The sequence below is a fragment of the Pseudonocardia nematodicida genome (assembly GCF_040105385.1).
In the GTDB taxonomy this organism is placed as follows: domain Bacteria; phylum Actinomycetota; class Actinomycetes; order Mycobacteriales; family Pseudonocardiaceae; genus Pseudonocardia; species Pseudonocardia nematodicida.
In genome coordinates this window covers 211619-230604 of sequence record NZ_JBEDNQ010000003.1, presented here as the reverse complement: position 1 = coordinate 230604, position 18986 = coordinate 211619, and the positions used below count along the sequence as shown (strand labels likewise).

General features: G+C 73.4%; 21 protein-coding genes and 1 tRNA gene. 11 read left to right on the top strand and 11 right to left on the bottom strand.

Features of this window, described 5'->3' with window-relative positions; genetic code table 11:
• Positions 1-21: 21 nt before the first annotated feature.
• Positions 22-951 (top strand): alpha/beta fold hydrolase, encoded by a 930-nt coding sequence (locus tag WIS52_RS08415; protein WP_349297572.1) that lies wholly within the window; start codon positions 22-24, stop codon positions 949-951.
• On the opposite strand, the gene WIS52_RS08410 is transcribed toward WIS52_RS08415, so the two are convergent.
• On the bottom strand, positions 933-1427 hold the full coding sequence (locus tag WIS52_RS08410) for a GNAT family N-acetyltransferase (protein ID WP_349297571.1): 495 nt from the start codon (positions 1425-1427) through the stop codon (positions 933-935). The two genes, WIS52_RS08415 and WIS52_RS08410, sit on opposite strands and share 19 nt — an antisense overlap.
• A gap of 77 nt (positions 1428-1504) precedes the next feature.
• Here WIS52_RS08410 and WIS52_RS08405 point away from each other — a divergent pair, with 77 nt between their 5' ends.
• The 5 genes from WIS52_RS08405 (at position 1505) to WIS52_RS08385 (ending at position 4264) form a co-directional block, all read left to right on the top strand.
• A complete protein-coding gene (locus WIS52_RS08405) occupies positions 1505-1897 on the top strand; it encodes a nuclear transport factor 2 family protein (protein ID WP_349297570.1) in 393 nt (130 codons plus the stop codon).
• The gene (locus WIS52_RS08400) at positions 1894-2418 is read left to right on the top strand and encodes a nitroreductase family protein (protein WP_349297569.1); all 525 of its coding nucleotides are present in this window, start codon (positions 1894-1896) and stop codon (positions 2416-2418) included. The genes WIS52_RS08405 and WIS52_RS08400 overlap by 4 nt, the downstream gene beginning before the upstream one ends.
• 37 nt (positions 2419-2455) lie before the next feature.
• A complete protein-coding gene (locus WIS52_RS08395; RefSeq protein WP_349297568.1) occupies positions 2456-3034 on the top strand; it encodes a DinB family protein in 579 nt (192 codons plus the stop codon).
• Between the two features lie 216 nt (positions 3035-3250).
• Entirely contained in the window at positions 3251-3841 is a 591-nt protein-coding gene (locus WIS52_RS08390) for a class I SAM-dependent methyltransferase (protein ID WP_349297567.1), read from the top strand.
• 27 nt (positions 3842-3868) lie between these two features.
• Positions 3869-4264, top strand: coding sequence for an ester cyclase (locus tag WIS52_RS08385; RefSeq protein ID WP_349297566.1), 396 nt, complete (start codon positions 3869-3871; stop codon positions 4262-4264).
• Between the two features lie 22 nt (positions 4265-4286).
• On the opposite strand, the gene WIS52_RS08380 is transcribed toward WIS52_RS08385, so the two are convergent.
• The 3 genes from WIS52_RS08380 to WIS52_RS08370 all read right to left on the bottom strand — a co-directional run bounded on the left by WIS52_RS08380 (position 4287) and on the right by WIS52_RS08370 (position 6217).
• Positions 4287-4823, bottom strand: a complete 537-nt coding sequence (locus WIS52_RS08380; RefSeq protein WP_349297565.1) for a glyoxalase superfamily protein — start codon at positions 4821-4823, stop codon at positions 4287-4289.
• 159 nt (positions 4824-4982) lie between these two features.
• Positions 4983-5855, bottom strand: coding sequence for an oxidoreductase (locus WIS52_RS08375; RefSeq protein ID WP_349297564.1), 873 nt, complete (start codon positions 5853-5855; stop codon positions 4983-4985).
• A 146-nt stretch (positions 5856-6001) separates the two neighbouring features.
• Positions 6002-6217, bottom strand: a complete 216-nt coding sequence (locus WIS52_RS08370; protein ID WP_349297563.1) for a hypothetical protein — start codon at positions 6215-6217, stop codon at positions 6002-6004.
• A gap of 163 nt (positions 6218-6380) precedes the next feature.
• Here WIS52_RS08370 and WIS52_RS08365 point away from each other — a divergent pair, with 163 nt between their 5' ends.
• Positions 6381-7103, top strand: coding sequence for an ASCH domain-containing protein (locus WIS52_RS08365; RefSeq protein WP_349297562.1), 723 nt, complete (start codon positions 6381-6383; stop codon positions 7101-7103).
• 428 nt (positions 7104-7531) lie between these two features.
• On the opposite strand, the gene WIS52_RS08360 is transcribed toward WIS52_RS08365, so the two are convergent.
• Both WIS52_RS08360 and WIS52_RS08355 read right to left on the bottom strand, forming a co-directional pair.
• The gene (locus WIS52_RS08360; protein WP_349297561.1) at positions 7532-8074 is read right to left on the bottom strand and encodes an AAA family ATPase; all 543 of its coding nucleotides are present in this window, start codon (positions 8072-8074) and stop codon (positions 7532-7534) included.
• 147 nt (positions 8075-8221) lie between these two features.
• Positions 8222-8303 (bottom strand) — tRNA-Tyr (locus WIS52_RS08355).
• A gap of 97 nt (positions 8304-8400) precedes the next feature.
• On the opposite strand from WIS52_RS08355, the gene WIS52_RS08350 reads away from it, so the two are divergent.
• Positions 8401-8892, top strand: coding sequence for a YajQ family cyclic di-GMP-binding protein (locus WIS52_RS08350; protein ID WP_349297560.1), 492 nt, complete (start codon positions 8401-8403; stop codon positions 8890-8892).
• 415 nt (positions 8893-9307) lie between these two features.
• Here WIS52_RS08350 and WIS52_RS08345 read toward each other — a convergent pair whose 3' ends face one another.
• The 5 genes from WIS52_RS08345 to htpX all read right to left on the bottom strand — a co-directional run bounded on the left by WIS52_RS08345 (position 9308) and on the right by htpX (position 14923).
• On the bottom strand, positions 9308-11110 hold the full coding sequence (locus WIS52_RS08345; RefSeq protein WP_349297559.1) for an acyltransferase family protein: 1803 nt from the start codon (positions 11108-11110) through the stop codon (positions 9308-9310).
• Positions 11111-11245: 135 nt separating this feature from the next.
• On the bottom strand, positions 11246-11818 hold the full coding sequence (locus tag WIS52_RS08340) for a dienelactone hydrolase family protein (RefSeq protein WP_349297558.1): 573 nt from the start codon (positions 11816-11818) through the stop codon (positions 11246-11248).
• Positions 11819-11981: 163 nt separating this feature from the next.
• Positions 11982-13472 (bottom strand): amidase, encoded by a 1491-nt coding sequence (locus WIS52_RS08335; RefSeq protein ID WP_349297557.1) that lies wholly within the window; start codon positions 13470-13472, stop codon positions 11982-11984.
• A gap of 22 nt (positions 13473-13494) precedes the next feature.
• Positions 13495-13983, bottom strand: a complete 489-nt coding sequence (locus tag WIS52_RS08330) for a hypothetical protein (protein ID WP_349297556.1) — start codon at positions 13981-13983, stop codon at positions 13495-13497.
• Between the two features lie 82 nt (positions 13984-14065).
• Positions 14066-14923 carry a zinc metalloprotease HtpX gene (htpX, locus tag WIS52_RS08325; RefSeq protein ID WP_349297555.1) on the bottom strand — a complete coding sequence of 286 codons (858 nt, stop codon included), beginning with the start codon at positions 14921-14923 and terminating at the stop codon, positions 14066-14068.
• 126 nt (positions 14924-15049) lie between these two features.
• Here htpX and WIS52_RS08320 point away from each other — a divergent pair, with 126 nt between their 5' ends.
• From WIS52_RS08320 to WIS52_RS08310, 3 genes are all read left to right on the top strand, one after another.
• Positions 15050-15811, top strand: coding sequence for an enoyl-CoA hydratase (locus WIS52_RS08320; protein ID WP_349297554.1), 762 nt, complete (start codon positions 15050-15052; stop codon positions 15809-15811).
• Between the two features lie 125 nt (positions 15812-15936).
• A complete protein-coding gene (locus WIS52_RS08315) occupies positions 15937-17868 on the top strand; it encodes a 2-oxoacid:acceptor oxidoreductase subunit alpha (protein WP_349297553.1) in 1932 nt (643 codons plus the stop codon).
• On the top strand, positions 17865-18935 hold the full coding sequence (locus WIS52_RS08310; RefSeq protein WP_349297552.1) for a 2-oxoacid:ferredoxin oxidoreductase subunit beta: 1071 nt from the start codon (positions 17865-17867) through the stop codon (positions 18933-18935). The genes WIS52_RS08315 and WIS52_RS08310 overlap by 4 nt, the downstream gene beginning before the upstream one ends.
• The last annotated feature ends 51 nt before the right edge of the window (positions 18936-18986 follow it).

Here is an 18986-nt window from a genome sequence, read left to right as displayed (position 1 = left end):
CCCCCGACCGTGCCACCTGCGATGAGTTCCCGCGCCGTGCCCGGTCGACCGGGGATGACGACCACGGCCGAGACGCTCGTCGCCCGGCTCGACGGCGACTTCACCTCACACACCGTCGACGCGGACGGTACCGCGATCCACTGCGTGAGCGGCGGGACCGGACCGCCGGTGCTGCTGGTGCACGGCTTCCCGCAGGACTGGTACGAGTGGCGCCACGTGATGCCCCGGCTGGCCCGGGGTCACACCGTGCACGCCGTCGACCTGCGCGGGGTCGGTGGCTCCGACGCCCCCGCCGACGGCTACGACGCCGTCCGGCTGGGCGGCGACCTCGCCGAGCTGGTCGAGACTCTCGGGATCGGGCCGGTGCACGTCGTCGGGCACGACATCGGCGGGTGGGCCGCCTACGCGCTGACCCGGCTGCGGCCCGACCTGGTCTCCTCGGCGCTGATCCTGGAGGTCTTGTTCCCCGGCCTCGACGTGCCGGACTCCCCGGTCCCGGGCGTGCCGTTGTGGCACGGTGAGTTCCACCAGGTCCCGCACCTGCCCGAGACACTGGTCGCCGGGCGGGAGGAGGCCTACTTCCGCTACTTCCTCGACATCGGGACCGCGGTGCCCGGCGTCGTCACCGACGACGAGATCGCGCACTACGCGAGCGCCTACGGCGAACCGGCCCGGCTGCACGCCGCGTTCGAGATGTACCGCGCGATCCCGAAGAACGCCCGCTTCTTCCGGGACGGCTGCGATCCGGTCGACGTGCCGCTGCTGCTGGCCGGCGGCGAGCAGTGCTTCGGCCCGCTGATGCCGGCGCTGGCCCGGCACCTCACCGCCGCGCACGGGTGGAGCTCCGTGACCGACGTCGTGGTCCCGGGTGGGCGGCACTACCTGCCCGAGGAGCTGCCGGACGCGGTCGCAGAACTGATCGAGCGCCACGCTCAGAGCGTCCGGAAGTAGCGGGCCACCGGCAGCAGGTGGAAGCCCGCCGCCGCGTAGGCCGCGCGGGCCGGGGCGTGGCCGGGGTCGCCGCCGGTCTCCACCATCGCGACGGTCATGCCCTGCGCGCGCATCCAGTCCAGCGCCGTGCGGGTCAGCGCGGCACCGAGTCCGCGGCGCTGGGCCGCCGGGTCCACCGCGAGCATCACGATCTCGCCACACCCCTCCTCCGCGGCCTGCTGGACGGCGACGAAGCCGGCGACGGTGCCGGCCGGCTCGACGACCCAGACCCTGGCCGTCCCCGACTCGCACACCCCGGTCACCGCCGCCCGCTGCGCCGGCTCCCAGCCGTCGGGGAACTGCAGCTCGTAGACACCGGAGCCGTGCAGTGCGGCTTCGATCGAGTCGAAGACCGGCGCCCAGGCACGCAGCGACAGGGCGACGACGTCGTCGCGGTCGGTGGGGTCGTACGGGCGGATCACCGGTAGCTCCTTCACACCGCCCTCCTACCAGCTCGCTACGCCGTCGGCGAACGAGATCCGACGGGGCGGCCGGCCGGTCTACGGTCGCCCTCATGCCCGACCCCGACCGTGCCGGTCTCCGTGCCGCCGAGCGGCGGCTGCAGGCCGCGCAGCTCGCCTCCGACGTCCCCGCCCTCGACGCCCTGCTCGTCGACGACGCGCTGTTCGCCGGACCCGACGGCGTCCTGCTGGGCAAGGAGGACGACCTCGGCGCGCACCGCGGCGGCCACCAGGTCCTGCACCGGATCGACGAGCACGACCTGCAGGTCCGGATCGTCGGGACGACCGGGGTGACCACCCTGCTGGCGACGCTCGAGGGCGCGATCGGCGGCGAGCCGTTCACCGCCCGGGTGCGCTACACCCGCACCTGGACCCACGACGAGCAGCACGGCTGGCGGGTCGTGGCGGCCCAGGCGACGATCGCCGCCGACGGCCCACCGGCGTGAGTGACCCCGACCTCGCGGTGCTGCGCCGTCTCGCGGGCGCACCGGCCGTCCGCACCTTCGACGACCGGCCGGTGCCCCCGGAGACCGTCCGCGCCCTGGTCGACGTCGTGCGCCGCACCGGGTCGGCCCGCAACCGGCAGCCGTGGCGGTTCGTGGCGGTGACCGATCCGCAGGTCCGGCACGCGCTCGGCCGGCTCGGGGCCTACGCCCAGCACCTCGCGGACGCCCCGTGCGTGGTCGCACTGCTGGCCGCCGACGACGGCCGGCGCGACACCGCGTTCGACGTCGGCCGGGCCGGGCAGACGTTCACCCTCGCCGCCACCGCCGCGGGCCTCGGGTGCTGCCCGGCCACCCTCTACCCGGAGGACAACGTCGACCGGGCCCGCGGGCTGCTCCGGGCGCCGCCGGGCTGGACCCCGACCCACTGCTTCTCGCTCGGCCACCCCGCCCCGCCGCCTCCGGGCCGGTCGGCGGTCCCGCGGGGACGCCTGCCCGTCGACGACCTGCTGACCTGGATCTGAGTGACGGCCGGTGCCGCGTCTGGCACCGTGATCAGCCGTGCCCGACGACAAGGACGCGCTGCTCCGGTACCTCGGCGAGGGCCGCGAGGCGATGCTGTGGAAGCTCGACGGCCTCGACGAGTACGGCGCGCGCCGGCCGATGACCCCGACCGGGACGAACCTGCTCGGGCTGGTGAAGCACCTGACGGCGAACGAGCTGACCTACTTCGCCCGGGTCTTCGACCGGCCGACCGCCGACCTGTCCTACCTGGACACCTTCGACCCGTGGAACAACGAGGACATGTGGGCCCGCGCGGACGAGCCGCGCCAGGAGATCGTCGGCCGCTACCGCCGGGTCGCCGCGCACACCGACGCGATCATCGCCGAGCTGCCGCTGGACACCCTCGGGCGCGTGCCGCACTGGCCGGCGGAACGGGCGGAGACGACGCTGCAGCACCTCGTCGTCCGGATGATCGCCGAGACGCACCGGCACGCCGGGCAGGCGGACATCGTCCGGGAGCACCTCGACGGCCGGGCCGGGCACCGGGCCGCCGACCCCTCACTGCCGTCCGACGAGGCGACCTGGTGGGCGGCCCACGTCGCCGAGGTCGAGGCCGCCGCCCGGGAGGCCCGCTGACCGACGTCGCCCCGGGGAGGGACCGGGTGGCCGGACCCGACCGTGCAGCCGTGCCGAGGCACGTGAGGCAGCCGCCGACCCCTCATGATCATCGGCTGGGTTCCGGTCGGTGCCGTCCGCGGCACCGACGACCGGAACCGGCTCGACGATCACCGGAAGGCGTGGGCCGACGCGCACGACGTGCGCCCGCGCCGGCACCGCTGCGAGACTCGCGGCATGCGTCTCGGCGAACGGATCGTGTCGGACGGCTTCCAGCTCCCCGCCGGCTGGACCGGCCGGCTCGGTGGCCTGCTGATGGCGAGCGGCAACGCCGCCACCGAACGGCACGTCGTCGACCTCGTCCCCGACCGTGGCACGCAGGACGTGCTGGTGCTCGGTCCCGGCCCGGGGATCGGCGTGCACCGCCTCCTGTCCCGGGGCGCCTCGGTGGTCGCCGTCGACCCGTCGCCGGTCATGCTGGCGGCGACGCTGCGACGGTGCCGGCGTCTCTGCGAGCGTGGTGCGACGCTGACGCTCCGCACCGGGACCGCGACCTCGCACGGGCTCGGGCCGGGCACGGTCGGAACCGCGATCTCGGTGAACAACGTGATGATCTGGCCGGACCGGATGGCCGGGCTGGTCAGCGTCCGGACCGCGCTGTGCCCGGGAGGGGAGCTGTGGGTGTCCGCGCACGAGAAGTGGCTGGCGCCCGGGCTCACGGCGGACTGTCGCGAGGCCGGTTTCGACGACGTCGAGCAGTGGCGCTGGGAGCCTCCGGGCCGCGGGGCCTCGACGGCGGTCCAGCTCCGCGCCCGTGTTGAAACCTGATCCGGACCGGAGGAGGAGATCGAGCAGATGGACCGGAACGACGTCGTCGCGCGGTATCGCGGCTACCTCGCCTGCCTGAACGAGAAGCGGTTCGACGACCTCGCCGGGTTCGTGCACGACCCCGTCGTGCACAACGACCGCCGGCTGACCGTCGCCGAGTTCCGGGACCTGCTGCGCCGGGACGCCGCCGAGATCCCCGACCTGCACTACGCGATCGAGACACTGCTCGTCGACGGTGACCGGGTCGCGTGCCGCATCCGCTTCGACTGCACCCCGACCGGGTTCCGCGGCCTGCCCGCCGCGGAGAAGCCGATCTCGTTCGTCGAGCACGTCTTCTACCGGTACGCCGACGGGCGGATCGCACAGATCTGGTCGCTGATCGACATGGACGCGATCCGCGATCAGCTCGGGACCGGCAGGTGACCCCGGGTCACTCGATCCCGGATCACTCCGCCTCGCAGAAGCGCAGCATGTTGCCGGAGGGGTCGATGACGGCGAGCGTGGGCCCGCCCGGTGCGTCCCGGTCGATGCCCGGACGCACCGACGGGTGGTCCTTCCGCCGCAGCTCGCGGTGCAGCGCGCCGACGTCGGCCACCGGGATCCACACCGCCGAACCCGGCGTGCCGTCTCCGTGGTGCTCGGACAGGTCCAGCCGGGTCGCCCCGCGGGCCAGGCGGGCGTACAGCGGCATGCCCGGCTCGAACCGGTGCTCCCACTCGACGGCGAAGCCGAGGTAGTCCACATAGAACGGTCGGACATCCGCGAAGCGGTGCAGACGGAGGATCGGCACGGGCGCCCCGAGACCGGCGGTGTCGTCGTCGCGACGTCCCAGCACCGCACTGGCGGTGTTCCAGTCCCGGAGCCCGAGCTGGTGCGCGACCAGCTCGAGGGCGGCGCCGTGGCTGATCGCGATGCCCTGCTCGGCGAGATCGGCGCGCAGCGAGCGTGCGGCGGCCTTGGCGTCGTCGCTGGTGAGATCCATCGTCAGCCCGTCCCGGTGCCGGTCGCCCAGTGCCCGCGTTGCTGGACGGACACCGTGCGAGGCAGACGGTGGCGACCGTGGTCGGTGCATTCACCACGCCTGTCGGCGAGCGGGCGGCAGGCCGCACCGGGCCCGGGCCCCAGGATACCGGGACACGGTTCAGCGCCCGATCCCCTCCAGTTCCGCCACGTCCGCGGGCGAGAGCTCGAGTCCCGCGCCGGCGATGTTCTCCCGCAGGTGCTCCGGCGACGAGGTACCGGGGATGAGCAGCATGTTCGGCGAGCGCTGCAGGAGCCACGCCAGCGCGACCGACATCGGCGTCGCCCCCAGCCGGGCCGCCACCGTCGAGAGTTCCGAGGACTGGAGCGGCGTGAACCCGCCGAGCGGGAAGAAGGGCACGTACGCGACGCCGCCGGCGGCGAGCCGGTCGACGACCTCGTCGTCGTCGCGGTGGGCGAGGTTGTACATGTTCTGCACGCAGACGACCGGCGCGATGCCCTGCGCCTCGGCGAGCTGTCCGGCGGTGACGTTGCTGACCCCGAGGTGCCGGATCAGGCCCTCCTCCTGGAGGTCACGGAGGGCCCCGAACGCCTCGGCGAGCGATCCCTCCTGGCGCCCTCCGGAGTCGCCCATCCGCATGTTGACCAGGTCGAGCCGCTCCAGGTCCAGGGACTGGAGGTTCTCCTGGACCTGCTTGCGCAGCTCCTCGGGCCGCCGCGCCGTGGGCCAGCTGCCGTCCGGGTCGCGGTTCGCGCCGACCTTGGTCGCGATGAACAACGACTCCGGGTAGGGGTGCAGCGCCTCGCGGATCAGCTCGTTGGTGACCCGTGGCCCGTAGGCGTCGCTGGTGTCGATGTGGGTGATGCCGGCCTCGACCGCGTCGCGCAGCACGGTCAGGGCGGCCCGGTGGTCGGCGGGCGGGCCCATGACCCCGGGGCCGGCGAGCTGCATGGCGCCGTAGCCGAAGCGGGTGACGATCGCGTCGCCCATCGTCCACGTCCCGCCGGGCAGCGACGGTGCGGGTGTGTTCATCGTGTCCCCTTCGTCCGCAATGGGGGTGATGCGTGCCGCCTACCTGCGCCGACGCGGTGGACGGGCCTCCCGTCGGAAGGCACGAGTGCGGTACCCGCCCGGGGGCGAGGTCATCCCCGATGACGACGAACGCGGTCGGCTGCCGGCTACAGCAGCTTCCGGGAGTGCGCCGCGCTCTCGTCGTGGCCGAGGGCGAGGTACATGGGCGATCCGGACGTCCCGGCGCAGGAGGCCGACAAGCTCGCGCGTTCCCCGGTATCAGCCGGGTCGACGACATCGCCCCACCGGTGCTGCTGATCCGCGGCGCCGACGACGTCCGGGTCCACGGCAGCGATCGACCCGCGGCTCTCCGAGGGCTTCACCCGGCTGATCCCCTCGATCCTGGTGGTGGTCGGCTACCTCGGCGGCATCGCGCCGGCCTTCGCCGGGGTGCTCGTTCTGGAGATCGGAGCCGCGCACTGACCGGAGCGGCCCCGCAGCGTCCCGGGGTGAGCGGTACGAGGCCCGGCGCTAGGGTCCCCGCGCGTGTTGAGCACTGCAGAACGACGACTCGTCGAGGCGGCCACGGCCACGCTGGTCAACGCCCACCGCAGCGATGATCACTCCGTCGCCGCCGCGGCGATGGACTCCGCCGGCAACGTCTTCACCGGCGTGAACGTCTTCCACTTCACCGGCGGTCCGTGCGCGGAGCCCGTTGCGGTCGGGCAGGCGGTCGCCGCTGCGGAGGCCGTCCTCCCGTTGACGTGCATCGCCGCAGTGCACGACCGAGGGGTGATCGCACCCTGCGGGCGGTGCCGTCAGATCCTCTTCGACCTCTACCCGGGGATCCGGGCCGTGATCCGCACGAAGATCGGGCACGAAGCGGTGCCCGTACGCGAACTCCTCCCGTTCGTGTTCGACTGGCGCGAGCTCGAACCCGGTGTCCCGCAGACGCTCTACGTCTGGGAGGGCTACCTCGACGCCATCCGGGCGGGAACCAAGACGAGCACCGTCCGCGTCGACGACCCGGCCACGGTCGGACCGTGCCGGTTGGTCTTCGACCACGACTCCGAGGGCACCACGACGACCCAGCTCGTGGAGATCACCGACGTCGTCGAGGGCACCGCCGGCGAGCTCACCGACGACGACGCCCGGCGCGACGGCTTCGCCGACCTGACGGGACTCACGACAGCGCTGGCAACCCACTACCCCGGGATCGAGGATCGGACGAAGGTCGACGTGGTCCACTTCCGGTTGCCCGCCTCGTGAGCCGCCACCGGTTGAGGCGGCCTCCGACGATCGACGATGCTGGTCGCCCCGGCGAGAGGCGTCGTACGGCTGAATCGCCGTCCGACGGCGTCTCGTTCCCGGCCGTGCTCCGGTCGGGGAAGTCCTTCCGTCTCGTCGGCCGATCATCGTGCGGCGAGCCGGGGCGGTAGCCGGTCCTCCTCGGTCTTGCGATCGGGATGGCACGCGGTCCCACGCCGCGGGCTGTCCGGAGTACGTCGCGGCTACGCCGCCGATCGCTCGAACCCGAAGACCTGCCGCCGGCCCGCTTCCGGTCCGCCGGCGACCATCTGGATCCTGTCGGGGATCGGCCGGCTCGCGACGGTCCTGCACACGCTCTCCGCCGACCGGGCGCTGCGCCTCGCAGAGCGAGGCCGTGGAGCGGAGGGCGGGACCGTGTGATCGCGCGTCTACTCAGACCCTCGACCCAGCGATCTGTCGACCTCTCTGCTGATCAACTCCGCGCACTGTCCGACGGAATGCAGCGCCGTGTCCACTGTCATCGGAGTGCGGTCCCAGTCCTGGTACACCCGGCTCTGCACCTCCCGCCAGGTGGGGAGGCGCAGTCCCGCAATGTCGGTGGACCGGCTCTCCACTCGACGCTGGTGCTCGACGGGGTCCGAGCAGACGACCTCGATCTCGACGACGACCGACCCGCTCGCCGAGCCGACCGCTCGCCACCTCTCGCGCGTCACAAGCAGCGGATTGACGCTGTCCACGAGCACTCGGCGGGTGCCGGCCCGCAACTGCTCGGCTGCGAGCGCGTATCCGACCTCGTAACCCACCGGCCCGAGCGGCTGCCGGACCTCGGTGCTGTTGATCAGAGTCTGTTCGATGGTGTCGATTCGCAGGTAGGCGGCTCCAGTGGCGGCGACGTACGCCCGTGCGATGCTCGACTTCCCCGTGCCCGGCAGGCCGCCGACGACGATCAGCGCGCCTGGTGAGCTGTCCATGGCCGCGATGGTGCCAGCGATTCCGGACGTCTCGCGCGGGCCCGGCCGCCGGGTCGGGCAGGCGCCCCGCAGCCGGGCACACCCGGACGACGAAAGAGACCCCCGGTCCCAGCGTTTCCGCTGGTTGGGGGTCTCTTTCACCTGCTGTGGCTGGTCCAGGATTCGAACCTGGGAAGGCTACGCCGACGGATTTACAGTCCGCTCCCTTTGGCCGCTCGGGCAACCAGCCGGGGTGCACGTCGATCTCGCTCAGTGCGTGGACGAGGATACGACACGACCCGCCGGGCCCCGACGAGGGGGGCCCATCCCAGGAGGAGGACGCAAGCATGGCCGACCCGTCGTTCGACGTCGTGAGCAAGGTCGACCGCCAGGAGGTCGACAACGCGCTCAACCAGGCCGCCAAGGAGCTGTCGCAGCGGTTCGACTTCCGCGGCACGAACACCACGGTCGCGTGGTCCGGCGAGGAGGCGGTGACCTTCGAGTCGGACACCGAGGAGCGGCTGCGCGCCGGGATCGACGTCTTCAAGGAGAAGCTGATCAAGCGGCAGATCTCCCTCAAGGCGTTCGAGGCCGACGAGCCCGCGATCTCCGGCAAGACCTACCGCGCGAACGGCAAGATCCTGCAGGGCATCGCGCAGGACAAGGCCAAGGAGATCAGCAAGGCGATCCGGGACGAGAAGCTCAAGGGCGTGCAGGCCCAGATCCAGGGCGACCAGCTCCGGGTCTCCGGGAAGAAGAAGGACGACCTGCAGGCGGTCATCGCGCTGCTGAAGGAGAAGGACTTCGGCATCGCCCTGCAGTTCACCAACTACCGCTAGCCGAGCGGGCCGTGGCGTTGCGCGATGACGATCATCTGCGGGTGGCGCGGGGACTTCGCGAACGCGGCGATCAACGCAGCAGTCGTCCGGGGAGGCATCGGCGTTCGGGTATCGGGACCGGGTTCGGCGCAGAGGCTGTTCGCGGTACCCGGGCTGCCGGTCTCCCGCTGCCGTCGGTGACGCGACCACGTTCCGCGGAACGCGACGGCCGGATGCTCCGCCCACTGCCGCACCCCGTCGTCGGCCGCGGCACCCGCTGCGGAGGTCGCCCCGGCCGGTGACGGGGTGCGGCAGCGTCGAGGCGCGAGCGCGTTCCGCGGAACGCGGAACGCGGAACGCGGAACGCGGAACACGACGACGTGCCCCGCGGCGACGACCAGGGAATGTGCGCACCAGCGCGCGAGCGAGCTCCGCCCTACCGCCGGTCGAGCGAGCCGGAGATCGCCTCGACCAGCAGCTCCGCACCCCGCGGCCCCGGATGCACACCGTCCGGCCCGAGCAGCCCCGGCTCCGACCCGACGATCCCCGGCCAGTCCACATAGGCCACCCGATCGCTCCGGGCGGCGGTCGCGCGCAGCAGCTCGTCGTTCGGCTCCGACCACCGCCGTGGCACCTCGACACCCACGAACACCACGTGACGGCTCCCGGTCACCTCCAGGACGGCGTCGACATCGGACGGTTCCACCGTTCCGTTCGCCCCCAGCACGACGACGACCGGGCCGGGTTCGACCGCGGCCCAGCTCCCGACGACCGAGGGCGCGGCGGCGAACTGCCGCCCGACCTTGCCGTCCACGCTGGACCCCGGCGGGAGGACCGCGAGGAGCGCGTCGGCGTTGCCCAGGACGATGGAGTCCCCGACGACCAGGACCGGGTCGCCGGTCCGGGACGGGAGAGACGACGACGTGCCCGGCCCCGGCGAAGCCGAGGGCGAAGAAGGCGAGGGCGAAGACGAAGCCGAGGGCGGGGGCGAAGCGACGGGCGCCGGCGGGGCGGGTGCCGCCCCGGCTACGGCCGGCGCCGTCCCCGCGACGACGACCGCCGCCACCACCGCGATGCCGGCGGCCGAGACCACCACCATCTCCGGGCGCCCGTACCCCAGCCGCGCGGCCAGCGACCGGATCCCGCCACGGCGCACCGGTAGCTCGAGGCACCGGTAGGACAGCTCGGTGACCAGCACCGTCACCCCGAGCGCCGCCAGGTCGCGCGGCAGGGGCGCCCAGCCGACGTCGCGGAACAGCACGAACACCGGCCAGTGGTAGAGGTACAGCCCGTAGGACCGCGTCCCGACCGCGGTCAGGACGCGGTTGCCGAGCAGCCCGGCGATCGGGCCCCCGGTCCGGGTCGCCGCGGCGATCACCACCGCGGTCAGCAGGCCGGTGCGCAGGAACCCGCCGCTCCCGTAGAGGCCGGCGTCGAACTCGGATGCGACGACCAGCTCACCCAGCAGCACCACCAGCGCGGCGGCGCCGTAGGCGTCGACGGCGTTGCGGGCGAGCGGGCTCCGCCGGTGACTCCACGCCTCGGGCCGCCAGACCAGCGCGAGCGCGGCGCCGACCAGGAAGCCCGACGCCCGCCCGTCCGTCGCGTAGTAGGCGAGCCCACCGCCGTCCGGATCGAAACGCGCCGCGAGGACGACCGCGGACAGCACCCCCGCCGCGAGCGTCACCACCGCTGCGGTCCGGGGGCGCAGGAATGCGAGCAGCCCGACGAACACGACCGGCCACACCAGGTAGAGCTGCGCCTCGACCGACAGCGACCACAGGTGCAACAACGGGGACGGCTCGCCGTACGGGACCCCGGCGAGCAGCAGGTGCCAGTTCTGCAGGTAGAGCAGCGAGAAGACGGCGTGCTCCCGCAGGTCCGGCCCCGACTCCGGGGCGACGACCCGGAAGGCGACCAGGATCCCCACCACCGCGACGACGAGCGCCGGCAGCAGCCGCCGGGCCCGTGCCCGGACGAACGTGGCGACGTCGACCCGGCCACGCCGGTACAGCTCGGCGACCAGCAGCTGGGTGATCAGGAATCCGCTGAGGGTGAAGAACACCTCGACGCCGAGGAATCCACCAGCGGCCCACCCGAGGTCGAGGTGGTAGGCGAGGACCGCCAGCACCGCGATCGCGCGGACGCCGTCGAGCCCCGGCGAGTAGGGCACGACCGGGTGCGACGGGCGGGCCGCGTGCCGGGCTGTACGGGAGCCACCGGGCACGGTCTGTGACATCGACTCCCCCGGATGCGTCGCTCGGCGAGGTCGACACGATGGACTCCCGGGGCGATCGAGACCATCGCGGCTCGCGAGGGGGCAACGCAATCACCCGGACGGGAGCGCCGCGACCCCCGATCGCGGTCCCGGGGGTCAGGCCCGCGCGAGGAAGGCGAGTACCCGCTCCGTCATCAGCGCCGCCGCGCGCTCATCGTGGGCGGGCTGCCCGGGTTCGGCGAACAGGTGCCCGTCGCCGGGGTACGGGAAGTACGCCACGCCCGGGTTCGCCCCGGCGAGCGCGATCGCCGCGTCCCGGTCGCCGTCGTCGGCGAACAGCGGGTCGTCCTCCATCGCGTGCACCTGCGCCGGGAGCCCGTCGGGCCAGCCGCCGAACTCAGCCGCGGGCAGGCAGGAGTACAGGAGGACCGCTCCGCGCGCTCCGGGGCGGGTCTGGGCGAGCCGCTGTGCGGGCAGCACGCCGAGCGACATTCCGATGTAGACCTGATCCTCAGGCATGTCGGAGGCCGCTCGCACGCCGCCCTCGGTGATCTCGCCGAAGCCGACCTGCCGGGCGTGTGCCACGCCGGACTCGACGTCGGCGAAGGTGCGGCCCTCGAACAGGTCGGGGACGACGACGTCGTGCCCCGCCTTCCGGAGCGTCGTCGCGAAGGCCTGCACCCCCGGCGTGAGCCCGAGCGCGTGATGGAAGACGACGACGGCGGCCATGCGGGTCCTCCTGGAGGCTCTACGGTCCGGCGGCCGGCACCAGGATCACGGTCCCGTGGCGACCGGCACCCCGTGCCGCCACCGTATCCACGCGCACAAGAGCGTGACGGCGGCACCGTCCGCACAGGACCGAAGCCGAGCGAGCCGGGGAGCGGGCCCGGACTCAGGGCAGGTCCGGCTCCAGGTGCGCCCACGGCCGCGCCCGCTCCAGCTGCCCGCCCAGCGCGAGCAGCTCCGGCTCGGCCCCCGGCCGCCCGACGAACTGGACCCCGAGCGGCAGCCCGCCGGGCGTCCGGTAGAGCGGCACCGACATCGCCGGGCGCCCGGTCACGTTGGCCAGCTGGGTGAAGGGCACCGGCGCGAAGTTGGCGTCGATCAGCCCGTCGATCAGCCCCGGCCGCCCGAGGAGCCCACCGGCACCGACCGCGAGCAACGCCCGCGCCGCGATCCGGGCCGGGGTGGGCAGGTCCAGCGCACCGATCGGCCACGGCGGCCGGGCGAGGGTGGGTGTGAGCAGCAGGTCGTAGCGGGTGTGGAAGTCCGCGAGCGCCCGGGTGTGGCGCTGCCAGCGGGCCTGCGCCGCCAGGTACACCGGCGCCGGGGTCGCCGCGCCGATCGCGGCCATCACCCGGGTCTCGGTCTCGAAGGCGTCGTCGCCGCAGCCGGTGAGCGCCCGCGCCCCCGCGACCTGGGTCGCGATCATCCCGAACCAGCAGGTGAGGAAGTCGCCGGCCAACCCCCGCCCGTCGACGGCCGGGGCGGACTCCTCCACGACGTGCCCGAGCGAGGTGAGCAGCTCCGCGGCGTCCCGGACGGCCGCGACCGCCTCCGGATCCACCTCCCCGCCCAGTGGCGACGCGGCCGTCATCCCGATCCGCAGCCGTTCCGGGTCGTCGCGGACGGCGTCGGCACAGGGACGTCCGGGCGGCTGCACCCGGTAGGGCCCGGCCGGGTCGGGCCCGGCCAGCACGTCGAGCATCGCCGCGGAGTCGCGGACGGTCCGGGACAGCACGCCCTGGACGGCGGCGCCGTGGAAGCTTTCGGCGACGTCCGGCCCGGACGGGACGACGCCGCGGCCCGGCTTGAGCCCGAACAGCCCGCAGGCCGCGGCCGGGATCCGGATCGAGCCGCCGCCGTCGCTCGCGCCGGCGACCGGGACGATGCCGGCGGCGACCGCCGCGGCCGAGCCGCCCGAGCTGCCCCCCGGCGTCCGGCCGGGGTCCCAGGGGTTGCGGGTCGGGCCGCCCAGCGCGGGTTCGGTGACCGCGCGGGCGCCGAACTCGGGCGTCGCGGAGCGGCCGAGGATCACCAGGCCGGCGTCGGTCCAGCGCCGGACCACGGTGGAGGTCTCCGGCCGGCGGAACCCGGCGAGCGCCCGGGACCCGCTCCCGGTGGGGACGCCGGCGATGTGCTGCCCGAGGTCCTTCACCAGGAACGGCACTCCGCCGAAGGGACCGGTCGGGCCGCCTCGGGCACGGGCGCGGGCGGAGCCGGTCATCCGGTACCGGATGGCGTTGATCGTCGGCTCGACCCGGTCGGCGCGCTCGAGTGCCGCGTCGAGCAGGTCCTCCGCGCTCACCGCACCGGAGGCGACCAGCTCCGCGAGCCCGACGGCGTCGTGCCGCCGGTAGTCCTCCCACCCGATCCCGCCCACGACGGTGATCGAAGCAGAACGATCAGGGGGTCGCCGGGCCCGGGGCCGGCGGGGCGGGCGGCGCCGGGGCGGGGTCCGACGACGCCCCGTTCACCCCGGCGACGACCCCGAGCGCCAGGACCAGCGCGGTCGCCGCGCCGAGTACCGCGGGCAGCACCGGACGGACCGTCGGGGGCAGGTCGGGCAGCCGGAGACCGGTTCGGGGCGGCTCGACCTGCCCCGGGGCCGAGCGGAACGGCTCGGGCAGCCGGGCCACGGCCGGTGCCGGACCGGCGGGGCCCGGGCCGGTCGATGCCGGACCGGCAGGCCCGCCCGCGGGCGTCCGGGGTCGCGGGATCGCCGGCAGGGCCTCGGTGGGTGCGTCGTCGACGGCCGGCGCGGTGGGCACGTCCGCGGGTGCGCGACCGCGGGGGGCGCCGGACGACGCGGGCGGTTCGGGGCGGGCGCCGGCTCCGGTCCCCGGATCCTCGACGGCGGCGTGCCGGGGCTCACGGGACGGGGTCTGGCTCATGGGGTCCTCTTCCGCAGGGAGCGATGCCACCCCGTTCATCGCCCGTCCGCCACCGAACCGTTACGAATCCGCGATGTCGGCCTCAGCGCGCCATCCGCTCCAGCCGCGCGATCCGGTCCTCGATCGGCGGGTGGGTGGAGAACCACCGCGCCGCCTTCTCACCGGGCCGGAACGGGTTCGCGATCATCAGGTGCGACTGCGAGGTCAGCTTCGGGTCCGGTGGCAGCGGCTTGGCGGCGGTGCCGTACTGCAGCTTGTGCAGCGCCGAGGCCAGGCCGAGCGGGTCCCCGGTCAGCTCCGCGCCGGAGGCGTCGGCCTGGTACTCCCGGGACCGGCTCACCGCCATCTGCACGACGCCGGCCGCGATCGGGCCGAGCAGCGCGACCAGGATCAGCGCGATCGGGTTCGGCCGATCCTGGTCACCCCCGCCGAAGATCGACGCGAACATCGCCATGTTGGCGATGAACGACACCGCCGAGGCCATCGCCCCGGCCACCGAGGAGATCAGGATGTCGCGGTTGTAGACGTGGCTGAGCTCGTGTCCGATCACCGCGCGCAGCTCGCGCTCGTCGAGCAGCTGCATCAGCCCGGTCGTCACGCACACCGCCGCGTTGCGCGGGTTGCGCCCGGTCGCGAACGCGTTCGGCGCGTCGGTGGGGCTGATGTAGAGCGCCGGCATCGGCTGGCGCGCCCGCTGGCTGAGGTCACGGACCATCCGGAACAGCTGCGGGTACTCGGCCTCGGTGATCGGCTGCGCGTGCATCGAGCGCAGCGCCAGCTTCGCCGAGTTGAAGTACGCCCACCCGTTCATCGCCAGCGCGAGGAACAGCGCGATGACCAGCCCCGTCCGCCCCGCGACCAGCCCGCCGATCGCGAGGACCAGGGCGCTCATCGCGCCGAGCAGGACGGCCGTCTTCAGACCGTTCATGTGGCTGTGCACGCCGCTCTCACCTTCCGTGCGTTGCTGCGGATCTCCTCCGGTGAACGGCCGGACCGGGCCACGCGTTCCCGGGTGTGACCTCCGGCGGTCGCGCCGGGCCGTGCCGAGGGTGGATGATCCGGGGCCATGAGCGACATCGAGGTCCGGACCGAGATCACCGACGGCGTCGCGGTGCTCACCGTGTCGAACCCCGCCCGGCGCAACGCGCTGAACCTGGAGCTCTCCGCGCGGCTGGTCGAGGCGGTCGAGGCCGCCGCCGCGGACACCCGCGTCGGCGCGGTCCTGCTGACCGGCGAGCCCCCCGCGTTCTGCGCGGGCGGCGACCTCGGCGAGCTGGCCGACGCCGACCCCGCCACCTTGAAGCGTGTCTACTCCGGCTTCCTCGCCGTCGCGTCCTGCCCGCTGCCCACCCTCGCCGCGGTGAACGGCGCGGCCGTCGGCGCCGGGATCAACCTCGCGCTGGCCTGCGACGTCCGGCTGGCGGGCCCGACGGCCCGGTTCGACGTCCGGTTCATGCAGCTCGGGCTGCACCCCGGTGGGGGCTACACGTGGATGGCGCACCGGGCGCTGGGGGCCCAGGGCACCGCGGCGATGACCCTGTTCGGCGACGTGCTCGACGCCCGGGAGGCCGAGCGGGTCGGCCTGGTCTGGCGCGCCTACGACAGCGACGACGCGCTGCTGGCCGGTGCCCGCGAGCTCGCCGGCCGGGCCGCGGCGGCACCGCGGGACCTCGTCACCACGACCAAGGAGACGATGCGGATCACCTCCCGGCTCGACGCGCACGCCGACGCGACCGCCGTCGAGGTCCGGGCCCAGGCCGAGTCGGTCCGCTCCGAGGCCTTCGCGGCACGCGTCGCCGAGTTGAAGAAGTCGATCAGCAGCAAGTGATCGACACCACGTGTGCGGCCCGGAACCGCCTGTGACGTGGACCGAGGCGAGGGGACGACGGTGCGCGATGACGGTTAACCTGGGCGTTGCAACCGACTTCGACCGATCCGGGGGCCGATCTGCCCATGACCACCAGCGACACTCCTGTCGAGGCTCGTGACTCCGAGGTGGTCCAGCGCGACCGCGTGGTCATCCGGTTCGCGGGTGACTCCGGCGACGGTATGCAGCTCACCGGTGACCGGTTCACCTCGGAGACCGCCAACTTCGGCAACGACCTGTCGACCCTGCCGAACTTCCCCGCCGAGATCCGGGCACCTGCCGGGACCCTGCCGGGCGTGTCGTCGTTCCAGCTGCACTTCGCGAACTACGACATCCTCACCCCGGGCGACCGCCCCGACGTGCTGGTCGCGATGAACCCGGCGGCGCTGAAGGCCAACATCGGCGACCTGCCCCAGGGCGGGGTGCTGATCGTCAACACCGACGAGTTCACCAAGCGGAACCTGACCAAGGTCGGCTACGAGTCGAACCCGCTCGAGGACGAGTCGCTGGAGCAGTACGCCGTGCACGGCGTCGCCATGGCCACCCTCACCCGGGGCGCCCTGGCCGAGACCGGGCTGTCCAAGAAGGACGCCGAGCGGGCGAAGAACATGTTCGCGCTCGGGCTGCTCTCCTGGATGTACCACCGGCCGAGCGAGTCGACCGAGCGGTTCCTGCGGGAGAAGTTCGCCAAGCGTCCCGAGATCGCCGAGGCCAACATCCTGGCCTTCCGCGCCGGGCACGCCTACGGCGAGACGACCGAGGCGTTCGCCGTCACCTACGAGGTCGCCCCGGCCAAGCTGGACGCGGGCACCTACCGGCAGATCACCGGCAACGTGGCGCTGGCCTACGGCGTCGTCGCGGCCGGGCGGACCACCGGGCTGCCGGTGTTCCTGGGCACCTACCCGATCACGCCGGCGTCGGACATCCTGCACGAGCTGTCCAAGCACAAGGCGTTCGGCGTGACCACCTTCCAGGCCGAGGACGAGATCTCCGGTGTCGGCGCGGCGCTGGGCGCGAGCTTCGGCGGCGCGCTGGGCGTGACCACAACGTCCGGGCCGGGTATCTCGCTGAAGTCCGAGACCATCGGCCTGGCCGTGGCGCTGGAGCTGCCGCTGCTGGTGATCGACGTCCAGCGCGGCGGGCCCTCGACCGGGCTGCCGACCAAGACCGAGCAGGCCGACCTGCTCCAAGCCATGTTCGGCCGCAACGGTGAGGCGCCGCTGCCGGTGATCGCCCCGTGCACGCCCGGGGACTGCTTCTCCGCCGCCGTCGAGGCCGCCGCGATCGCGGTCCGCTACCGGACGCCGGTCATGCTGCTCTCCGACGGCGCACTGGCCAACGGCTCCGAGCCCTGGCGGATCCCCGACGTGGAGTCGCTGGCGTCGGTCGACCCGGGGTTCGCGACCGAGCCGAACGCCCCGGACGGGTCCGGTGAGTTCTGGCCCTACCTGCGCGACGACGCCACCCTCGCCCGGCCGTGGGCGATCCCGGGCACCCCCGGGCTCGAGCACCGGGTCGGCGGCCTGGAGAAGGCCGACGGCCGCGGCTCGATCTCCTACGACCCCGACAACCACGACCGGATGGTGCGGCTGCGCCAGGCCAAGATCGACGGCATCGAGGTGCCGGACCTGGGCGTCGACGACCCCGACGGCGACGCCGACGTGCTCGTGATCGGCTGGGGCTCGACCTACGGCCCGATCAACGCCGCCGCCCGCCGGGTCCGCAACCTCGGTCACTCGGTCGCCACCGCGCACCTGCGCCACCTCAACCCGATGCCGGCCAACCTCGGCGAGGTCCTCGGGTCCTACCGCACCGTGCTCTGCCCCGAGATGAACCTCGGCCAGCTCGCGATGCTGCTGCGCGCCCGGCACCTGGTCGACGTCAAGAGCTACACCAAGGTGGCCGGGCTGCCCTTCGGCGCCGAGGAGCTCCAGGACGTGTTCCTGACCTACCTCACCGGCACCCACCCCGACTCCGCGACCGACATCACCGCAGCGACCACGGGAGCGCAGGCATGACCGCCACCGACCTGGGCCTGCCATCGATCGGGGGCCTCGACGGGGTCCCGACGACCGACGCGAAGCAGACCGCCAAGGACTACACCTCCGACCAGGAGGTCCGCTGGTGCCCCGGCTGCGGCGACTACGCCGTGCTCGCCGCGGTCCGCCAGTTCCTGCCCACACTGGGGATCAAGCGGGAGAACACCGTCTTCGTCTCCGGGATCGGCTGCAGCTCCCGGTTCCCGTACTACCTCAACACCTACGGGATGCACTCGATCCACGGCCGCGCGCCGACGATCGCCACCGGCCTGGCCACCACCCGTCCCGACCTGTCGGTCTGGGTCGTCACCGGCGACGGCGACGCGCTCTCGATCGGCGGCAACCACCTGATCCACGCGCTGCGCCGCAACGTCAACCTCAAGATCCTGCTGTTCAACAACCGGATCTACGGGCTGACCAAGGGGCAGTACTCGCCGACCTCCGAGGTCGGCAAGGTCACCAAGTCGACGCCGATGGGGTCACTCGACCACCCGTTCAACCCGATCTCACTGGCACTGGGCGCCGAGGCCAGCTTCGTCGGGCGCGCGCTGGACTCCGACCGCAACAACCTCAAGGCGGTGCTGCAGGCCGCCGCCGAGCACCGCGGCTCCGCGCTGGTCGAGATCTTCCAGGACTGCCCGATCTTCAACGACGGCAGCTTCGACGTGCTCCGCAAGGGCGACACCGAGAACCGGCTCATCCCCGTCACCCACGGCGAACCGATCCGCTTCGGCACCCCCGGCCCGGACGGGCACGGCTCGCACGCCGTCGTCCAGAAGGGCTTCGGGCTCGCCGTCGTCGAGGCCTCCTCGGTCGACGAGTCGAAGATCGTCACCCACGACGAGACCGACCACGAGCTCGCCTTCGCGCTGTCCCGGCTCTCGGACCAGGACCTCAACCACACCGTCACCGGGATCTTCCGCAACGCGCCGCGCACGACCTACGACGACGCGGCCCGCGCCCAGGTCCAGGTGGCGACCGACGCCCGCCCGGACGCGGACCTGCAGGCCCTGCTCAACGGCCGCGACACCTGGACCATCCTCTAGGTCCTCCGCGCCCGCGACGACGGCCCCGGCCCCTCCGACAGAGGCGCCGGG

Coding starts and splice junctions, on each gene's coding strand:
- WIS52_RS08415 (WP_349297572.1), top strand. CDS start 22: ATGAGTTCCCGCGCCGTGCCCGGTCGACCGGGGATGACGACCACGGCC.
- WIS52_RS08405 (WP_349297570.1), top strand. CDS start 1,505: ATGCCCGACCCCGACCGTGCCGGTCTCCGTGCCGCCGAGCGGCGGCTG.
- WIS52_RS08390 (WP_349297567.1), top strand. CDS start 3,251: ATGCGTCTCGGCGAACGGATCGTGTCGGACGGCTTCCAGCTCCCCGCC.
- WIS52_RS08385 (WP_349297566.1), top strand. CDS start 3,869: ATGGACCGGAACGACGTCGTCGCGCGGTATCGCGGCTACCTCGCCTGC.
- WIS52_RS08380 (WP_349297565.1), bottom strand. CDS start 4,823: ATGGATCTCACCAGCGACGACGCCAAGGCCGCCGCACGCTCGCTGCGC.
- WIS52_RS08375 (WP_349297564.1), bottom strand. CDS start 5,855: ATGAACACACCCGCACCGTCGCTGCCCGGCGGGACGTGGACGATGGGC.
- WIS52_RS08360 (WP_349297561.1), bottom strand. CDS start 8,074: ATGGACAGCTCACCAGGCGCGCTGATCGTCGTCGGCGGCCTGCCGGGC.
- WIS52_RS08350 (WP_349297560.1), top strand. CDS start 8,401: ATGGCCGACCCGTCGTTCGACGTCGTGAGCAAGGTCGACCGCCAGGAG.
- WIS52_RS08345 (WP_349297559.1), bottom strand. CDS start 11,110: ATGTCACAGACCGTGCCCGGTGGCTCCCGTACAGCCCGGCACGCGGCC.
- WIS52_RS08340 (WP_349297558.1), bottom strand. CDS start 11,818: ATGGCCGCCGTCGTCGTCTTCCATCACGCGCTCGGGCTCACGCCGGGG.
- WIS52_RS08330 (WP_349297556.1), bottom strand. CDS start 13,983: ATGAGCCAGACCCCGTCCCGTGAGCCCCGGCACGCCGCCGTCGAGGAT.
- WIS52_RS08320 (WP_349297554.1), top strand. CDS start 15,050: ATGAGCGACATCGAGGTCCGGACCGAGATCACCGACGGCGTCGCGGTG.
- WIS52_RS08315 (WP_349297553.1), top strand. CDS start 15,937: ATGACCACCAGCGACACTCCTGTCGAGGCTCGTGACTCCGAGGTGGTC.
- WIS52_RS08310 (WP_349297552.1), top strand. CDS start 17,865: ATGACCGCCACCGACCTGGGCCTGCCATCGATCGGGGGCCTCGACGGG.